We start from the raw sequence: 17,137 nt of genomic DNA, 5'->3' as shown, positions 1-17,137 counted from the left end.
TCGGCTCTCGAACCTTATGCGGTCCAGAACGGCTGCGTGCGGGCCGGCAGGGCAGGGACGTCGAAGTGGTCGGGAGCCTCGCCGCGCTTGGCGCGGTCGGCCATAGTCACGAAGGCCTGCTCGAGATGCTTGCAGAAGCGCTCGGCATCGAAGAGCGGAGCGATATAGCGCTGCTCGGCGAGATGCGCCTTGTAGGCCGTGACCTTCTCGCGATTGTTGGCGAGCTCGACAGCCATATCCTCGTAATCCTGCAAATCCTTGCCGACCAGCTCCGGCAGGCCGATGGCGTTCAGCAGGCTCTCGCTGACGCGCGAGGCGAAGTTGGTGCCCTTCATCGTCAGAACCGGCAGACCGCCCCACAGCTGTTCCGATGTGGTCGTGTGACCGTTGACCGGGAAAGTGTCGATACCGAGATCGGCGGCCTGGATACGGTCGATATGCTCCTGGTAGCCGGTACGGGCGCAGAAGATGATCCTGTTCGCCGCGATACCGGATGCCCGGAACGCCTTGCGCAGGTTCTCCTCATTGCGGGGAGAATTGCTCATCAGCCACAGCACGCTGTTCGGCGCCCGCTTCAGGATCCGCGTCCAGCTCGCAATGGCTTCCGGCGTGATCTTGCGGTTACCGTTGAAGGAAGCGAATACGAAGGCATCGTCCGCCAGGCCGTACTGCTCGCGCGTCACCGGCTTCGGCTGCGGACGGTTCGACGGGTCGTTCGGCTGGTAGCTCTCCGGCATGCGGCAGAACTTCTCGTGGTAGAACGGCTTGGCGACGTCAGGCAGGACGAACTGGTCGCCAATGACGTAGTCGAGGTCGATACCCAGCGTGCTGCCGGGGAAGCCGAGCCATGCGACGTGCACGGGCGCCAGCGGGATGTTGAAGCTGTTGGCGCGGCTATCTGCGGTATGACCCTTCAGGTCGACCATGATGTCGATATTGTGCTCGCGCACCAGCCGGAGAACTTCCTGGTCGGAGACGCCGTGGATGTCGACGATCGTGCCCCACTTGCTGCGGTCGGTCTTGTTGTTCAGCAGGGCATAGGGGCCGCTGTGGTCGAACAGCACGATCTCGAACTTGTCGCGATCGTGGAGTTCGAGAACCCGCTGCATCAGCTTCATGGTTGCGTGGTTGTCCCAGAAGTCGGCGGACATGTAGCCGATGCGGATCTTGTCCGACCATGCATGCGGCTGCGCCCGGCGCGCCGCGACCTTGTCGGGATCGAGCTTCGGCACGCCGACCATCGGCAGGCGGTTGAGATCTTCGTTGCCGCACCAGTGCAGGTGATAGAAGGGATGGTCCTTGCGCAGCACTTCCGGCCGGCCATCGAGGACCGCGTCGTCGACGACCTTCTGGTGCCTGAGGCTTTCCTCGTAGTCGTTGAATTCGCGCAGGAAGATCAGATACAGGAAGCGCGCCGAGAAATCCTTCGGGAAGCGCTTGAAGATGTTGCGGGCGAGCTGCTCGTTGGACGGGTCGCTGAGATCGTTGGAGACCAGCGTCGCGGCGGCCTGGAGATGTTCGCGGTTGCTGCTCTTGGACAGCACGTTCTTCAGCGGCTGGATCAGATCGCGCTGCTGGCGCGCATAGAAGACCGAGACCAGGATGAATGCCAGGTCGGGATCCTTCTGCGCCTTCTCGAAGTTGCGCATGCAGATGACCAGCGCTTCATCGTGTTCGCCGCAATCGTAGTGCAGGCGCGCGGCAAGCTTGTAATATTCGTAGGCGTTCGCACCGCCGGCCTTGGCCGCAAGCCCGTAGGACTTCGCCGCGTCGGACTTGAAGCCGAGCTGCAGCAGGTTCTTTGCGAGCAGGGCGTAGGTCTTCGCATCCTTCTGGGTGTCAATCAGCTGGTTCAGTGTTGCGAGGGACTGCGTATAGCGGCCTGCCTGAAATTCTCGGGACGCCACCGAAAACGAGACTTTGCTGTTCAAAACCGAACTCCGTTAGGAAATGCGCTGATCAAAACATCGATGCTGCCGCACGCAGCGAGCCGCCGCGTCTGGACGAGGCGAGCTGTGCTGTTTCTGGCCATGGCACATTTGCATCCGAAGCTTGCACGAAGCCGGTGTATTGCTTTGGAACGGGCGGAATTTAACTGTCTCCGACCCCCTGTTCCGGATTGTTTAACTATAGACTGCAGGGGTTTGGCGCCCCCTGCCACTTTTAAGAAGTTGGCAAGTATTGGCTGCGAGATTGCCCTGGACATGACGGGTTTGGGGCCAAAAAAGAAGGCGCCGAGTTGCATGAAGCAGGTCCGTCATCGCCGGTAATAGCAGTCCGGTAATGTCCTCCTTTTTGTATCTAGTTTTCTAGGGGACAGATTATGACAAGCATTAACACCAACACTTCCGCAATGGCAGCTCTCCAGACGCTGCGTAACGTCAACCAGAACCTCTCCTCCACGCAGAGCCACGTTTCGTCGGGCCTGCGCGTTGGCAAGGCTTCCGACAACGCTGCTTACTGGTCTATCGCCACGACGATGAAGTCGGACAACAAGGCCCTCGGCGCTGTTTCTGACGCTCTCGGCATGGGCGCTGCCAAGGTCGACACGGCTTACACCGCCGTTGAAAGCTCGATCGATGTCGTTTCCGAAATCAAGTCGAAGCTGGTTGCTGCAACTGAAGACGGCGTTGACAAGTCCAAGGTTCAGGACGAAATCACCCAGCTCCAGGCTCAGCTGAAGAGCATTGCTTCTTCCGCTTCGTTCAACGGCGAAAACTGGGTTGCCAACACCGCCGGCGAAACGATGAGCGTTGTCTCGTCCTTCGTCCGCAGCAGCTCGGGTGCCGTTTCGGTCACGACTTCGGAATACACGGCTGCCGATACCGACCTGCTCTACACCGACGCAACTGCCGGCACCGGCGGTATCCTCGGCACGGCTGGCGCTTCGTCGGGCAAGTCGATCACCGAGTTCACGATCGACTCCTCCACGACCAAGGGCGGCATCGACAACCTGCTTTCGGACGTTGAAACCGCACTGAAGAGCATGACCTCGCTCGGCTCCAAGTTCGGCTCGATCTCCTCGCGCATCGACATGCAGTCGAACTTCGTCTCGTCGCTCAGCGACTCGATCGAATCGGGTGTTGGCCGCCTCGTTGACGCGGACATGGAAGAAGAGTCCTCCAAGCTGACCGCGCTGCAGACGCAACAGCAGCTCGCGATCCAGTCGCTCTCGATCGCTAACTCCTCTTCGCAGAACATCCTGTCGCTCTTCCGCTAAGACCGGAACAGCACATCACAAAAATGGAAATGGCCGGTGTTTCACCGGCCATTTTTCGTTAACAAGCCCTTAATGCTAAAATAGCGTAAGTTACCGATTTTTAACGATTTTTTTTGGGTCGTGTTTAGGTTGTTTTAACTATGATGCTGTTTCCTAGGGACATCGAAACGGCGGTCGATCAACAGACGATCGGCAGGCATGACGCTGAGCGCCGTTCCCGGTGAGACCGGAATGCCCTTCATCACGTAGCCAATTAGGGGCACATTTAAAATGACCAGCATTCTTACCAACAATTCCGCAATGTCCGCACTGCAGACGCTGCGCAACGTCAACCAGAACCTGTCCGACACCCAGAACCACGTTTCGTCGGGCCTGCGCGTTGGCAAGGCTGCCGACAACGCAGCTTACTGGTCGATTGCCACGACGATGAAGTCGGACAACAAGGCCCTCGGCGCTGTTTCTGACGCTCTCGGCATGGGCGCTGCCAAGGTCGACACGGCTTACACTGCCGTTGAAAGCTCGATCGACGTCGTTTCCGAAATCAAGTCGAAGCTGGTTGCCGCAACTGAAGACGGCGTTGACAAGTCCAAGGTTCAGGACGAAATCACCCAGCTCCAGGCTCAGCTGAAGAGCATCTCTTCTTCCGCTTCGTTCAACGGCGAAAACTGGGTTGCCAACACCGCCGGCGAAACGATGAGCGTTGTCTCGTCCTTCGTCCGCAGCAGCTCCGGCGGCGTTTCGGTCACCACGACCGAGTACACGGCTGCCGAAACCGACCTGCTCTACACCGACGCAACGGCTGGTACGGGTGGCATTCTCGGCACGACCGGCGCTTCGTCGGGCTTCTCGATCACCTCGTTCACGATCGGCGCTTCCACGACCAAGGGCGACATCGACAACCTGCTGACCGACGTTGAAACCGCTCTGAAGGACATGACTTCGCTCGGTTCGAAGTTCGGTTCGATCTCCTCGCGCATCGACATGCAGTCCAACTTCGTTTCGTCGCTCAGCGACGCAATCGACTCGGGTGTTGGCCGCCTCGTTGACGCCGACATGGAAGAAGAGTCCTCCAAGCTGACCGCTCTGCAGACGCAGCAGCAGCTCGCGATCCAGTCGCTCTCGATCGCTAACTCCTCTTCGCAGAACATCCTGTCGCTCTTCCGCGGCTAATAAGTCCAGAAAACATACCCGCCGGCTAAGTCCGGCGGGCACTGAAAAGAAGCCGCGCCTTAACAGGTGCGGCTTTTTGTCGTTGGCGTTAACGATTTGTTAACCATTTTGCCGTCTTCTGCGCTCAACGTAACGGTGAGTTAACCGAGATTAATCGCAGGTTAACAGGCATGAGCGCTGCTTCCCGTTCCCGGTAGGCCGGAATGTCCCTTCTCGACGTTTTTGCCAATAAGGGGCACATTTTTCATGACGAGCATTTTGACGAACGTCGCAGCCATGGCTGCACTTCAGACACTTCGTAGCATTAATAATAATCTTGAAACGACACAGAACCATGTTTCCTCGGGTTACCGTGTCTCCAAGGCTGCAGATAACGCAGCCTACTGGTCGATTGCGACCACCATGCGCTCCGACAACAAGGCCCTGTCCGCAGTCTCCGACGCACTGGGTCTTGGCGCCGCAAAGGTAGACACCGCCTATTCCGCGATGGACAACGCCATCGACGTCGTCACCGAAATCAAGGCCAAGATCGTCGCTGCAACCGAAAAGGGCGTCGATCGCACCAAGATCCAGGAAGAAGTGAAGCAGCTGCAGTCGCAGCTCCTGAGCATCGCCCAATCGGCATCCTTCTCCGGCGAAAACTGGGTCGCAGGCAACGAAACGAAGAGCGTCGTCTCCTCCTTCGTCCGCGACGGCAACGGCGAAACCTCGGTTACGACCACCGAATACGTCCTCAATTCGGCCTCTAACGGCAACGTCCTGTTCGGCACCAGCAACGGCGCGATCGATACCTCCACCGGTATCATCGGCTCGACCAACGGCACTGTCGGCTCGATCTTCTCGCTCGACATCTCCAACATGTCGGACGGCGATATCACACTCGCGTTGAACGTCGTCGAGCAGGGTCTGGAATCGATGACCAAGGCTGCCTCGCAGCTCGGCTCGATCTCGACGCGAATTCAGCTGCAGGAGAATTTCGTCTCGTCATTGAGCGACTCGATCGACTCCGGTGTCGGCCGTCTCGTTGACGCGAACATGGAAGAAGAATCGTCCAAACTGACGGCGTTGCAGACACAGCAGCAGCTCGCCATCCAGTCGCTGTCGATCGCAAATTCGAGCGCACAGAACGTTCTCACGCTCTTCCAGCGCTAAGCCGGAAAATTGAAGCTGGATCGAATCTTGCGTCGCGATTTTCAACCAGCAGAAAAGATCTCGAAATCGCGCTCAAAAGGCGCGATTTCTCATTTAAAAACAATTTGTTACAGCGATCGTGAAGTTTCCGCCCGCCGGACCGCTCCAAGCCTTGAAAGCATGCTTAAGTTCGGGTTAATTTCACCGGCGAGTTGATTTGTTTTACAGCGACGCACCGGCCGATTGCCGGGGGCATGAGGCCATAATCTGTCGCTACCGGTTTCCGGTCTGTCCCTTTCCATTCATACAAGAGATCGACAGATGGCTTATTCCATTCAGGACCCTGCTGCGCTGACCGCACTGAACGTTATGCGCGGCCTCGGCAAGGATAACGACAAGATCCAGCAGCAGATCTCGTCCGAGCTGCGCATCCAGTCCGCGGCCGATGACGCCACCTACTGGTCCTACGCCCAGACGTTGCGCACCGACGGCAATTCGCTGAAGACCATCGACGACGCTCTCGGCCTCGGCGCTGCCAAGGTCGATACGACCTACACGTCGATGAACTCGCTGATCGACCTCGTCACCAACATCAAGTCGACGCTCGTCTCGGCTGCCGACCCGGCAAACGATCGCGACAAGCTGAACACGACGCTTCAGCAGCTGAAGGGCCAGCTCCAGTCCGCCGTCACCGGCACCAGCTTCTCCAGCGAAAACTGGCTCTACAACAACAGCTCCGCCATGCCCGACACCCGCTCGGTGATCGGTGGCTATACGCGCGGTCCGAACGGCCAGTTCTACCCCGAGAACATCAGCATTCCCTCGTCGAACCTGGTGATGATCGATTCCCGCGACGCGTCGAAGGGTCTGCTGACGAAGGCGATCGATCCCGGCAATGGCACCGGTAGCCAGTTTTACCTGCTCAACGCCAATTCCAGCACGCCGGCAGGCGGCACCGAGATTGCGCTTTCGGACAGCACATCGAGCCAGGACCTTGCCGACATGCAGTCCGCGGTCGAGAAGATCCTCTCGAGCCTGAACACGACGGCATCCGGTCTCGGCATCATGCAGAACCAGATCGACGCGCGCTCCGATTACATCAGCAAGATGATGGATTCGCTGGACACCACGGTTGGCGCGCTCGTCGACACCGACATGGACGAAGCCTCCACGCGCCAGACGGCGATCGGGACGCAGCTCAACGTTGCCACCGAAGCGATGAACATCCTCAACACGTCGGCCGGCAACATCCTGATCCTTCTCGAGTAGCATTCCCGTCCAGATGGCGGGCGTTTGCGTCCGCCATTCATCCTCGCGCAAGTTTGGCTTTCTAGGTTTCAGGCAAGGATGGCGCATCAGGTTTTGGGCGGCCGTCGGAGTTGGTTTGAACGGGGCGCAGGCATGCCGCATCTTTTCGCAGATAACGGGTCGACACGATGAGCGCGATGCTTTCCCGCTATCTCAAGGATTTCAGTGACATCAAGCCCGTCGCCCCGGCTCCGGAGCCGTTGGAGTTTGCCGACGATACCTTTGGCGGCTTCGCCGATATCGCCGAAGAGCCGGTTGTCGATCTGGAAGCCGAGAAGCGCGGCGCCTATGCCGAGGGCCATGCGGCCGCGACGGCGGAGCTCAGCGAAAAGCATGCCGTCGAAATGCAGACCCTCGAACTCATTCACCAGCGTGAATTCGAGGAGCTGAAGGCCAAATATGAGGAAGAGCTGGCGGCGCTGATTGCTGCGCGTCTTTCCAATATCGCATTCGATGTCGCCGATCTCGTCAGTGCCGCCGCCGTCAAGGCCGTTGCGCCTGTCGTGACCGAGGCAGTCGCCGAGGATGCCGTCAAAAGTCTCGCCGCCCTGTTGCGCGAGGCGATCCTGGATGGCGCTGCCGGCCCTGTCGTCGTCAAGGGACCGGCAAAACTCTTTGCCCTGCTGGAAAAGGCACTTGGCGAAAAGCCCGGTCTGCTGCGTCATCTCGAAACCGATGATGTGGATCTTGCAGTTGAGGTTGATGGTTCCGTTCTCGTGACGCGCATCTCGGCCTGGTCGGCCAGCCTGAAGAAAGTTCTGGAATGAGCGAGAGCGAAAATCACCACCACGGCAAGAACGAAGTCATCATCGTCAAGAAACATGGCGGTGGCGACCACGATGGCGCCCATGGCGGTGCCTGGAAGATTGCCTATGCCGACTTCATGACGGCACTGATGGCCTTCTTTCTCGTCATGTGGCTGGTCAACGCCGCCAACGAGGAAACCAAGGCCTCGGTCGCGACCTACTTCAATCCGATCAAGCTCGCCGATGAAAAGCCGACCGAAAAGGGCCTGAAGAAGCCTGTCGATACGGCTGACGGCGAGGAGACTAAGGACAAGTCCAAGCAGAAGGAAGAGCAGCAGACGCAGGGCGCATCGGCTGCAAGCGGCGACGACCAGACATCGACCTCTGGCGACCAGACCAACTATTCCGAAGCCGACTTCTTCGAGAACCCATACTCCGTTCTGGCCGAGATCGCCCAGGAAGTCGGGCAGCAGGCCAATGTCAGTGCCAAGGGCGAGGGCGGTGCAGCCGATTCCGGCCCCGCGACCGGCGCCGACGGCGGTCAAGCCTATCGCGATCCCTTCGATCCGGATTTCTGGACGAAGCAGGTCGAGGTGACGCGCGCCGACAATCCTGGCAAGACGCCGGCGACCAAGGACGCCAAGGAACAGCCTGACGCGACCGAGCTGGCAAAGCTCGAAGCCGAGAAGCCGGACACCGACACCGCGGACGTCAAGCCTGCCGACCAGCACGCAAAGCCGGCCGACAAGCAGCACGACAAGACCGCAGACGGCAAGGCGGACGATCAGAAGCCTGACGATGCCGCAAAGACCGAAGAAGAAAAGTCCGATCCGGTCAAGCAGGCCGAGGAAGAGAAGAAGGCCGACGAACTGAAGCAGGAGATCGCCAAGCAGATCACCGGCGTCGCCGGCAAGCTTGCCGAGGGTCTCACCGTCGTTCCGGCGGAAGGCGGGTTGCTGGTCAGTCTGTCGGACCAGGCGAACGACTCCATGTTCAATGTCGGCTCGGCCGTTCCCCGCAAGGAAATGGTTCTGGCGATGGAGAAGATCGGCGAAGTGCTGAAGGCCCGCCAGGGTGCGGTCGTCATCCGCGGCCATACCGACGCGCGTCAGTACAAGGGCGCCGATAACGAGAACTGGCGCCTGTCCATGGACCGCGCCCAGGCTGCCTACTACATGCTGGTTCGCGGCGGTCTCGGAGAGGGGCGTGTCTCGCAGGTCTCCGGCTTTGCCGATCGCAAGCTGAAGCTGCCCGATGATCCGCTCAATGCCGCAAACCGCCGTATCGAAATCCTCGTCCAGGGGGATCAGGGGTAAGCCATGGCGCGCCGCAAGCACCATCGTCTTCTGTCGATCGCACTCGGGCTGGCGCTTGCAGCGACTGCGGCCGCGCGCGCCGACGAGCAGGAAGATCTGGCGCCTTACAAGATGCTGCGCTCGCTGCAGTTCGTGCAGGATTCCGTTGTCTCAGGCGATCACTCCGCCGCGGAAATGCAGCGCTTCATGCTGGGCACGATCGATCAGCGCCTGCGCACCGTCGATCCCGCCGTCTTTGATGACGACCGCAACGTCGATGCGGCGCTTGTCTATGCGATGAGCGGCGGTAACCCCGCCACGCTCGAATATCTCGTCTCCCGCGACGTCAACGGCTATTTCGACAATCGCGTCACCGATGTGCTGCGCAAGTATCTGAGCGGCAAGGGCCTGCTCGTCGCCAAGACGCTGGTCGAGACCGCAAACGAATATCGCGACAAGAAGATCGGCCCCTATCTCTCGCTGGTCGGCGGCAACGTCATGGTTGCCCGCAGCCCACTCGAGGCGCTGAAGCTCTACGATCAGGCGCGCCTATCGGCGCCCGGCACTATCGTCGAGGAGGCGGCGCTGCGCCGCTCCGTGGCGATCAGCGTCGAGGCCGGGCTTGTCGACAAGGGCATGGCCTATTCGCAGCGCTATGTCCGCCGCTTCCTGCACTCGCCTTACGCCAGTCAGTTCGCCGATCTCTTCGTTAAGCTGATCGTCGATCATGAGCATGACGTGAAGACCGAGGACGTCGTCAGCATCCTGAGTTTCATGGATGATGCGCGTCAGCGCGAAGTCTATCTGCGCATCGCGCGCGCTGCAGGCATTGCCGGCAAGGTCGAGCTCTCCAAGACGGCCGCGGAACACGCCCAGGCCCTGTCGGGCGGCGAAACCGATCCGCTCGGTGCGCTGGCGAGCTTCTATGGCAATATGGCGTCGGTCTCGACGCCGGACGTCGATTCGGCGGCCCAGCATATCGGCAAGGTCGCCGATGGCGATCTCTCGGATCGAGACAAGGCGCTGCGGGCCGCTGCCCGCTCCGTGGCAGAACAAGTATTGAAAGCGCCTGACCCTGCAAGCTTGACGCAAGCAAGCGATTCTACTTCTTCTAATGAAGAGAATACTTCAGAACAGGCCGCTGTTACTACGGACGCCGAATCGCAATCGCCCACCGCTCCCCCGTCGGAACCGGTTGACGACGGAGCGGCACCGGCGCTCCCGGCAGACAGCAGCCAGGACCAGCAGAATGCTGATCCTGCCTACAAATCCTTTATGGCTGCGAACCGGTCCAAGCTTGACGATATCGACAAGTTGCTGGGCGAAGAGGGCAATTGAGATCATGGATATCAGCGTTTCGGGGGGAGCGGCACCGGTTGAGGCGCCGTCAGCGAAATCCAATCGCCCTGTCGGCAAGGACGATGATGGCGGCAAGGGCGGCTTTTCAGACGTCCTGCAGAAAGCCGGCGATAACGGCCAGGGGGCGAACGACGCGCAGGCCGCTGACGGCTCGCAACCCGCTGACACCCAGGCCGACGCCAATGTCATCGCCCGGTCGCGCCAGCATCCGAAGCCGATCATCGACCTCAGCGACACCTCGCTGAAGCAGCAGGCCGAAACCAAGCCGGAAACGGTCTCGGTCGGCAAGACGCTGAAGGAACAGTTGCAGGAAGCCGCTGCGCTGCCGAAAGAAAAGAATACCAAGGACAAGTCCGACAAGCTCGACGAAGACACCCTGCCGCAGGCCGCCAAGGGCGCCAAGCCGGCAAAGGGCGAAGAAACCAAGAAGTCTTCCAAGGGCGAGACCGAGGATGCCGCAAGCGATGCGCTCGATCTCCTGAAGAAAGACGTCCCGCAGCAGCCTGCCGTGATCACCACGGTCATGCAGGGCACCGCCGTGAAGGCGAAGGACGACACCGCGCCTGGCAAGGACAAGAAGGAAGATAAGGTCGAGGCAACCGGCAAGGCGGAAACGCATGCCACGGACGCGCTGGCGGCGATCAGCGGCCCGAAGGCTGCCGAGGTGCCCGTGCCGGGCGCTGAGGGCTCCGAGGCTGCCGATGGCAAGATCTTCCGTTTGAGCCGCGCCGATGGCCGCGGTGAATCGATGGATATTCATATCGGCGCCGAAAATGCCGGAGAGACCGGCGCCAAGGCCAAGACGGATGTCGAGAACGTCACCGTGCTCGAATCGCGCCGCTATATCGGCCTCGCGCAGAACTCCGCTTCGGTCACCGCTGCCATCAGCGGCGACAAGGAATGGGCGCAGGCCATGCAGCCTGGCTCGGCGCTGTCGAACGCCGCCGAGTGGACGAGCACCGGCAAGGTCGTCAATACGCTGAAGATCCAGATGACGCCGATCGATCTCGGTCTCGTCACGGCGACGATGCGCCTGTCCGGCGATGCCCTCAACGTCGATCTGAAGGTCGAGACGGGCGCGGCCTACCGTCAGCTCAAGGAAGATCACAGCAAGATCCTCGAATCGCTGCGCAGCCAGGGTTACACGGTCGACAACGTTACCATCAGCATGGCGCCGGTCGAAAAGACCGATACCAGCGCACAGGCGAACGCACAGGGCCAGTCCGGCCAGCAATCCCTGCAGCAGGGACAGGGCGGCGAGGCGCGTGAGCGCCAGTCGCAGACCGCACAGCGAGGGAATGGAGGCTTTGATGGCGCAGCTGAGACCGGCGTGGAAGGCGCTGCTTCTGGCTCCGATCGCAGCAGCGGTTCTGGCGGCGTTTACCTCTGAGGCAGCCGCCTCCAACGGCGCGTGCGAGAAGGAAATCCAGTCGGCCGCTGCCAAGTACGGCATCCCCGAAGGCATCCTCTACTCGGTCGGTTTGACGGAGACGGGACGCAAGGGATCGTTGTATCCCTTCGCGCTCAATATCGAGGGAAAGGCGGTCTTTCCACCCTCCGAAGCAGATGCCATGCGCCAGTTCGATACGGCGACCCGCGCCGGCGCGAAACTGATCGACATCGGCTGCATGCAGATCAACCATTACTTTCATGGCGAGAACTTCCGCTCCGCTGAGGAAATGTTTGACCCGCACACCAATGTCGAATACGCGGCGAAGTTCCTGCGCAACCTCCACGACCGTCACGAAACCTGGACGATGGCGGTAGCGAGATACCACGCAGGACCCAACAACGACCCCGCGCAGAAGCAGTATGTCTGCCGGGTGATCGCCAATCTGGTCGCCACCGGCTACGGCAAGTGGACTCCTAATGCGAGTAACTTCTGTCAGAATTGATGCAACCAAAGATGGTAAAAAGAGAACAAAGCGGAATCGTGTCGAAATGTGGCAGGAATCCGCCAGAATCTGGCCACGCAAGGCCTAATTTACCAGGTGTTAACTTTTCCACGAAATTTTTGTGTGCATAAGTCCGGTGACCTACTATATGTAGAGCAAATCGGGACGCAAAGGTTAAGCAACTATTAATTCCTGCCATTAACTTCCAACACCTTGTTCCAGATTCGTACGATTCGTACCCATAGATCATCGAAGTGCCACACTGATTCGGAGGCGGACGAATGATCGTCGTGGTTGATGAGCGCGAGCTCGTTAAGGATGGATATACATCTCTATTTGGCCGGGAAGGCATTCCTTCGACAGGCTTTGATCCAAACGAATTTGGCGAATGGGTGCAGACGGCGGCGGACTCGGATATCGCTGCTGTTGAAGCATTCCTGATCGGCCAGGGCCAGCAGACCTTCGAGCTGCCGCGGGCAATCCGCGATCGCTCCCAGGCGCCTGTCATCGCGGTCAGCGATCAGCCCTCGCTCGAAACGACGCTTGCACTTTTTGATTGCGGTGTCGACGACGTGGTCCGCAAGCCGGTTCACCCCCGTGAAATCCTCGCTCGCGCTGCGGCCATCCGCCGCCGCCTGAAAGCGATTGCAAGCCACACCGATATCGGCGCGATCCGCGTCTTCTCGGACGGCCGCGATCCCGAAATCCACGGCGAAGTTTTCGCGCTGCCGCGCCGCGAGCGCCGCATCCTCGAATATTTGATTGCCAACCGTGGACGCCGCGTCACGAAGACCCAGATCTTCAACGCCATCTACGGCATCTTCGACGAGGAAGTCGAAGAGAACGTCGTCGAAAGCCATATCTCCAAGCTGCGCAAGAAGCTGCGCAAGAAGCTCGGTTTCGACCCGGTCGATTCGAAGCGTTTCCTTGGCTACTGCATCGACTGGAACTGATTTCAGTGCTGGGCCCTGCTGCGCGGGCGCCCGTTCAACATTTCGAACGGTCCGCTCGCCACCAGACAGCTTCACGCAAGGCCCGCCAAATACTCTCCAAGCTATCAAGGAAAACGAGGTTTTCAGATGAGCATTTTTGGCAGCATGAAGACGGCAGTGTCCGGCATGAATGCCCAGGCAAACCGCCTGAGCACCGTCGCCGACAACATCGCGAACGCAAACACCACGGGCTACAAGGCGGTATCGACGGCTTTCTCGTCGCTCGTCCTGCCCTCCACGGCCGGTAACTACAATTCCGGCGGTGTACAGTCCTCCGTTCGTCAGGCCGTTTCTGCTCAGGGTGACATCTCCTACACCACCTCTGGCTACGACCTCGCTATTTCCGGCGACGGCTTCTTCATTGTTCAGGGCGCTGACGGTACGCCGGTCTTGACGCGTGCCGGCGACTTCACGAAGGACGGCAGCGGCAACCTCGTCAACTCTGCCGGCTTCACGCTGATGGGTTATCCGTGGGGTGCATCGGCTCCGGCCGTCGTCGTCAACGGCTTCGATGGCCTCGTGCCGATCAACGTCATGGGCGACCAGAAGCTGGAAGCCGTCCCGACATCGACCGGAACCTGGACGGGTAACCTGAAGCCGGGTGCGACGGTCGTCACTGACCCCAATACGCTTCCGAGCGAAAACGCGGCTGTCGACCCGGTAACGTCGAACACGCAGAAGTACTCGATCGTCACCTACGACAAGCTGGGCTCGAAGGTGATGTACGATATCTACTACACCAAGGTCCCGGTTGACTCTCCGCCCGCAACTGCTGGCGCTGCGTACCAGTGGGAAATGTCGGTCTACCGCAACGCCGACAAGGCGACGACGGGCACCAGCTCGTTCCCCTACAGCTCGGGTCCGGTTTCTGTAAAGACGATTGAGTTCGATGACTCCGGACAGATGATTTCGCCCGGTTCGGCGACGATCACCGACCCGGTCACCGGATTGAGCATCGACATGAACCTCGACCTCTCGCAGGTTGGCGATAACTGGTCCGGTACCGGTAACGTCGACGGTCAGGGTGCAAATTCGCCGGTCGACATCACCATCGACTCGAACGGCGTTGTCTACTCGAAGTACGACGACGGCAGCACCAAGCCGGTCTATCAGATCCCGCTCGCAAACGTTCCGAGCCCGGACCTGCTGACCCTGATGTCGGGCAACGTCTACTCGGCCAACGGCAACTCCGGCGTGACGGTCACCGGCTTCCCGCAGACCAGCGGCTTCGGCAAGATCCAGTCGGGCGCCCTCGAAGGCTCCAACGTCGATATGGCCGGCGAGCTCACCGAGATGATCGAATCGCAGCGTAGCTACACCGCGAATTCCAAGGTCTTCCAGACGGGTTCCGACCTGATGGACGTTCTTGTGAACCTCAAGCGTTAAGAGCAGGGTAACGGGTAAATCATCATGTCGCTCACGTCAGCACTTAACACCGCGCAGAGCATATTCAACAACACCGGCACTCAGAGCAGTGTGGTGTCGAACAATATCGCCAATGCCGGCAACAAGGATTACGTGCGCCGGCAGGCGATGATTACGACGTCGCTGAACGGCGCGCAGGTCGTGCAGATCAGCCGTGCGCAGGAGGATCCCCTCTTGCGCCAGTATCTGAAGAGCAACGCGCAGGACAGCGCCCAGCAGACGCTGTTGAACGGCATCACCGATATCAAGAGCGTTCTCGGCGGGAACGACTACGAGACGTCTCCCTCGGAATATCTTTCGGCTTTCCGAGACAAGCTGGGTGCTTTCGCGGCTTCGCCGAACAATACGATCGCGGCTCAGGGCGCGGTAACCGCAGCCCAGGATCTGGCGAACTCGCTCAACAACGCCTCCAGCTATGTTCAGCAGGCGCGGTTGAATGCCGACAAGTCGATCGATCAGCAGGTCACGACGCTGAACTCGCTTCTGTCGCAGTTCGAGACGGCGAATAACGCGGTTAAGCTGGCGACGTCTTCGGGTGGGGATGCATCCCAGGCTCTCGATCAGCGCGATGGCCTTCTGAAGCAGATATCGAGCATCGTTGGCGTGACGACGACCACGCGCGCCAACAATGATATGGTGCTCTACACGTCCGACGGCACGACGCTGTTCGAAACCATTCCGCGCTCGGTCACCTTCGCAGCGACGAAGAGCTACAGCGCCGGCATGGACGGCAACAAGGTCTATATCGATGGCGTTGCGCTGGCTTCCGGCGCGGGCGGAACGACATCGGGCCAGGGTAGTCTTCAGGCCTTGCTTCAGGTCCGCGATGATGTCGCGCCGACTTTCCAGTCGCAGCTGGACGAGATCGCCAAGGGCCTGGTGAGCATGTTCTCGGAAACCAGCACCGATGGAACGACGACGCTTCCGGGCCTCTTCACCTGGAGCGGCGGCACCACGCCCACGTCAGGCGATATTATCGATGGGATCGCCGGCAGCATTTCTGTCAGCTCGGCCGTAATCACTTCGGCCGGCGGCGATCCGATGAAGCTGCGTGACGGAGCAATCAACGGAGCGGCTTACGACCAGAACCCCGATCCGAACAAGAGCGGTGGTTACACGGCGCAGCTGGATAAGCTGAATAACGCCCTCGGCGCCAAGATGAATTTCAATACTGCCGCTGGCATCGATTCCAACGTCAGCATCATGGACTTCGCCTCGAATTCCATCGGTTGGCTGGAACAGTATCGAAGCGACGCGGACGGCGCAGCTGAAAATACGTCTGCGGCCCTGTCGCGCTCCGACGAGGCCTATTCCAACGAGACCGGCGTCAACCTCGACGAAGAGCTGACGCTGATGCTCGATATCGAGCAGTCATACAAGGCGGCAACGAAGATTTTGAATGCCGTCGATGAAATGCTGAAGTCATTGCTGGATATTGCGAGTTAACGATGAAAAGCTCATTCATTTCTAGTTCAGCCATTCAAAACGCCATGCGGTTGACGATCCGTCAGTCGCAGAACCAGATGGTGCAGTCGGCTGTTGAGGCCAGCACCAAGACCTACGCCGACGTTGGTTTGGCGCTTGGTATGAACACGGCAAAGAGCATCGATTTCAATCGCGAGATCGATCGCATCAAGTCGATCAAGGACAGCAACTCCGTTGTCAACCTTCGCCTGGAGATGTCGCAGAACGGTCTCGGTGATCTGAATAGCGCTGCCGACGACCTGATGGCCAAGCTGACCGCGCTCAAGGGCAGCGAGAGCTCGACGACAATCACGGTGACATTGCAGCAGGCAACCAGCGCGTTCTCGACGCTGATGGGAACGGCCAATTCGTCCGCCAACGGTGAGTATCTCTTCTCCGGCGTCAATACCGATGTGCCGCCGCTCAGCGACCAGAGCGCGGATGCGATCAGCGCCATGCAGACCAATCTTCAGGCCTATGCCAGCGCTTTGACTGATCCGGTTACCGGCAATCCCAAGACGGTTGCCGATCTCGATGAAACCGACATGAAGAACTTCACGACGATGTTTGTCGAGCCGATGTTCACCGGTGACACGTTGCCGACAGGCTATCCGGTCGGTGCACCGGTGCCGACGTCAGGCGCTTACGTCACAAACCCGCCGGCTTGGGCTGACTGGTCTTCTGCATCCAACCAGAACATGACCAGCCGCATCAGCAATTCTGAAGTCGTTACGTCTTCGACCAACGCCAATTCTGACGGCATGCGCTATTTCGCCATGGCGACGATCATGACCCAGGCCCTGGCCGGTCAGGGACTTGGAACTGCCGGCATGGCAGGCCTCTCCGATGCAGCGATTGACTATGCCGGCCGCGCCGTCGACGGTCTGACGAGCCAGCAGAGCCAGCTTGGTCTCTCCCAGGAGCGTGTGACGAAGTCCAACGACGCACTGGATGCGCAGTCGACTATTCTGCAGGGCAAACTCATCGATCTCACGGGCGTGGATCCGGTCGAGGCGACCACGATCGTCAAGAACATGGAAACCCAGCTTCAGACCTCTTACACGATCATCTCCAAGATCCAGCAGTTGAGCCTCGTAAACTACCTTTGATGATCAAAGGTACCTAGAAGGAT

14 protein-coding genes are annotated in these 17,137 nt (G+C 59.5%); 13 read left to right on the top strand and 1 reads right to left on the bottom strand.

What is annotated here, in order from left to right; all coding sequences use genetic code 11:
- Positions 1-14 precede the first annotated feature (14 nt).
- Entirely contained in the window at positions 15-1,931 is a 1,917-nt protein-coding gene (locus ACQZ5H_RS23285) for an O-linked N-acetylglucosamine transferase, SPINDLY family protein (RefSeq protein WP_112713286.1), read from the bottom strand.
- A 392-nt stretch (positions 1,932-2,323) separates the two neighbouring features.
- Between ACQZ5H_RS23285 and ACQZ5H_RS23280 the strand changes: the two genes are divergently transcribed.
- The 13 genes from ACQZ5H_RS23280 (at position 2,324) to ACQZ5H_RS23220 (ending at position 17,114) form a co-directional block, all read left to right on the top strand.
- Positions 2,324-3,220, top strand: coding sequence for a flagellin N-terminal helical domain-containing protein (locus ACQZ5H_RS23280; protein WP_112713284.1), 897 nt, complete (start codon positions 2,324-2,326; stop codon positions 3,218-3,220).
- A 270-nt stretch (positions 3,221-3,490) separates the two neighbouring features.
- Positions 3,491-4,390: a flagellin N-terminal helical domain-containing protein gene (locus ACQZ5H_RS23275; RefSeq protein WP_130279054.1), complete on the top strand. Its 900-nt coding sequence runs from the start codon at positions 3,491-3,493 to the stop codon at positions 4,388-4,390.
- A gap of 246 nt (positions 4,391-4,636) precedes the next feature.
- On the top strand, positions 4,637-5,542 hold the full coding sequence (locus tag ACQZ5H_RS23270; RefSeq protein WP_112713280.1) for a flagellin N-terminal helical domain-containing protein: 906 nt from the start codon (positions 4,637-4,639) through the stop codon (positions 5,540-5,542).
- Positions 5,543-5,842: 300 nt separating this feature from the next.
- Positions 5,843-6,790, top strand: coding sequence for a flagellin N-terminal helical domain-containing protein (locus tag ACQZ5H_RS23265; RefSeq protein WP_449099121.1), 948 nt, complete (start codon positions 5,843-5,845; stop codon positions 6,788-6,790).
- 167 nt (positions 6,791-6,957) lie between these two features.
- A complete protein-coding gene (locus ACQZ5H_RS23260) occupies positions 6,958-7,596 on the top strand; it encodes a hypothetical protein (protein WP_449099120.1) in 639 nt (212 codons plus the stop codon).
- The gene (locus ACQZ5H_RS23255; RefSeq protein ID WP_130279052.1) at positions 7,593-8,891 is read left to right on the top strand and encodes a MotB family protein; all 1,299 of its coding nucleotides are present in this window, start codon (positions 7,593-7,595) and stop codon (positions 8,889-8,891) included. Before ACQZ5H_RS23260 ends, ACQZ5H_RS23255 begins: the two co-directional genes overlap by 4 nt.
- A 3-nt stretch (positions 8,892-8,894) precedes the next feature.
- Positions 8,895-10,208, top strand: a complete 1,314-nt coding sequence (gene motC, locus ACQZ5H_RS23250; RefSeq protein ID WP_449099119.1) for a chemotaxis protein MotC — start codon at positions 8,895-8,897, stop codon at positions 10,206-10,208.
- A 1-nt stretch (position 10,209) separates the two neighbouring features.
- Entirely contained in the window at positions 10,210-11,619 is a 1,410-nt protein-coding gene (fliK, locus tag ACQZ5H_RS23245; RefSeq protein ID WP_449099143.1) for a flagellar hook-length control protein FliK, read from the top strand.
- Complete coding sequence (locus ACQZ5H_RS23240) at positions 11,540-12,124, top strand: transglycosylase SLT domain-containing protein (protein WP_203429578.1); 585 nt, start codon at positions 11,540-11,542, stop codon at positions 12,122-12,124. Before fliK ends, ACQZ5H_RS23240 begins: the two co-directional genes overlap by 80 nt.
- Positions 12,125-12,405: 281 nt before the next feature.
- Positions 12,406-13,077 carry a transcriptional activator Rem gene (gene rem, locus ACQZ5H_RS23235; RefSeq protein ID WP_112713268.1) on the top strand — a complete coding sequence of 224 codons (672 nt, stop codon included), beginning with the start codon at positions 12,406-12,408 and terminating at the stop codon, positions 13,075-13,077.
- Positions 13,078-13,203: 126 nt separating this feature from the next.
- Positions 13,204-14,502 (top strand): flagellar hook protein FlgE, encoded by a 1,299-nt coding sequence (locus ACQZ5H_RS23230; RefSeq protein WP_449099118.1) that lies wholly within the window; start codon positions 13,204-13,206, stop codon positions 14,500-14,502.
- Positions 14,503-14,526: 24 nt separating this feature from the next.
- Positions 14,527-15,987, top strand: coding sequence for a flagellar hook-associated protein FlgK (gene flgK, locus ACQZ5H_RS23225; protein WP_112713264.1), 1,461 nt, complete (start codon positions 14,527-14,529; stop codon positions 15,985-15,987).
- 2 nt (positions 15,988-15,989) lie between these two features.
- Entirely contained in the window at positions 15,990-17,114 is a 1,125-nt protein-coding gene (locus tag ACQZ5H_RS23220) for a flagellar hook-associated family protein (protein ID WP_112713262.1), read from the top strand.
- The last annotated feature ends 23 nt before the right edge of the window (positions 17,115-17,137 follow it).

This window comes from Rhizobium sp. 21-4511-3d, from assembly GCF_053522545.1.
The sequence above is the reverse complement of the archived record's forward strand: the minus strand, read 5'-3'. Positions and strand labels throughout refer to the sequence as shown.

Coding starts and splice junctions, on each gene's coding strand:
- ACQZ5H_RS23280 (WP_112713284.1), top strand. CDS start 2,324: ATGACAAGCATTAACACCAACACTTCCGCAATGGCAGCTCTCCAGACG.
- ACQZ5H_RS23270 (WP_112713280.1), top strand. CDS start 4,637: ATGACGAGCATTTTGACGAACGTCGCAGCCATGGCTGCACTTCAGACA.
- motC (WP_449099119.1), top strand. CDS start 8,895: ATGGCGCGCCGCAAGCACCATCGTCTTCTGTCGATCGCACTCGGGCTG.
- ACQZ5H_RS23265 (WP_449099121.1), top strand. CDS start 5,843: ATGGCTTATTCCATTCAGGACCCTGCTGCGCTGACCGCACTGAACGTT.
- ACQZ5H_RS23230 (WP_449099118.1), top strand. CDS start 13,204: ATGAGCATTTTTGGCAGCATGAAGACGGCAGTGTCCGGCATGAATGCC.
- ACQZ5H_RS23240 (WP_203429578.1), top strand. CDS start 11,540: ATGGCGCAGCTGAGACCGGCGTGGAAGGCGCTGCTTCTGGCTCCGATC.
- flgK (WP_112713264.1), top strand. CDS start 14,527: ATGTCGCTCACGTCAGCACTTAACACCGCGCAGAGCATATTCAACAAC.
- ACQZ5H_RS23260 (WP_449099120.1), top strand. CDS start 6,958: ATGAGCGCGATGCTTTCCCGCTATCTCAAGGATTTCAGTGACATCAAG.
- ACQZ5H_RS23255 (WP_130279052.1), top strand. CDS start 7,593: ATGAGCGAGAGCGAAAATCACCACCACGGCAAGAACGAAGTCATCATC.
- ACQZ5H_RS23220 (WP_112713262.1), top strand. CDS start 15,990: ATGAAAAGCTCATTCATTTCTAGTTCAGCCATTCAAAACGCCATGCGG.
- rem (WP_112713268.1), top strand. CDS start 12,406: ATGATCGTCGTGGTTGATGAGCGCGAGCTCGTTAAGGATGGATATACA.
- ACQZ5H_RS23275 (WP_130279054.1), top strand. CDS start 3,491: ATGACCAGCATTCTTACCAACAATTCCGCAATGTCCGCACTGCAGACG.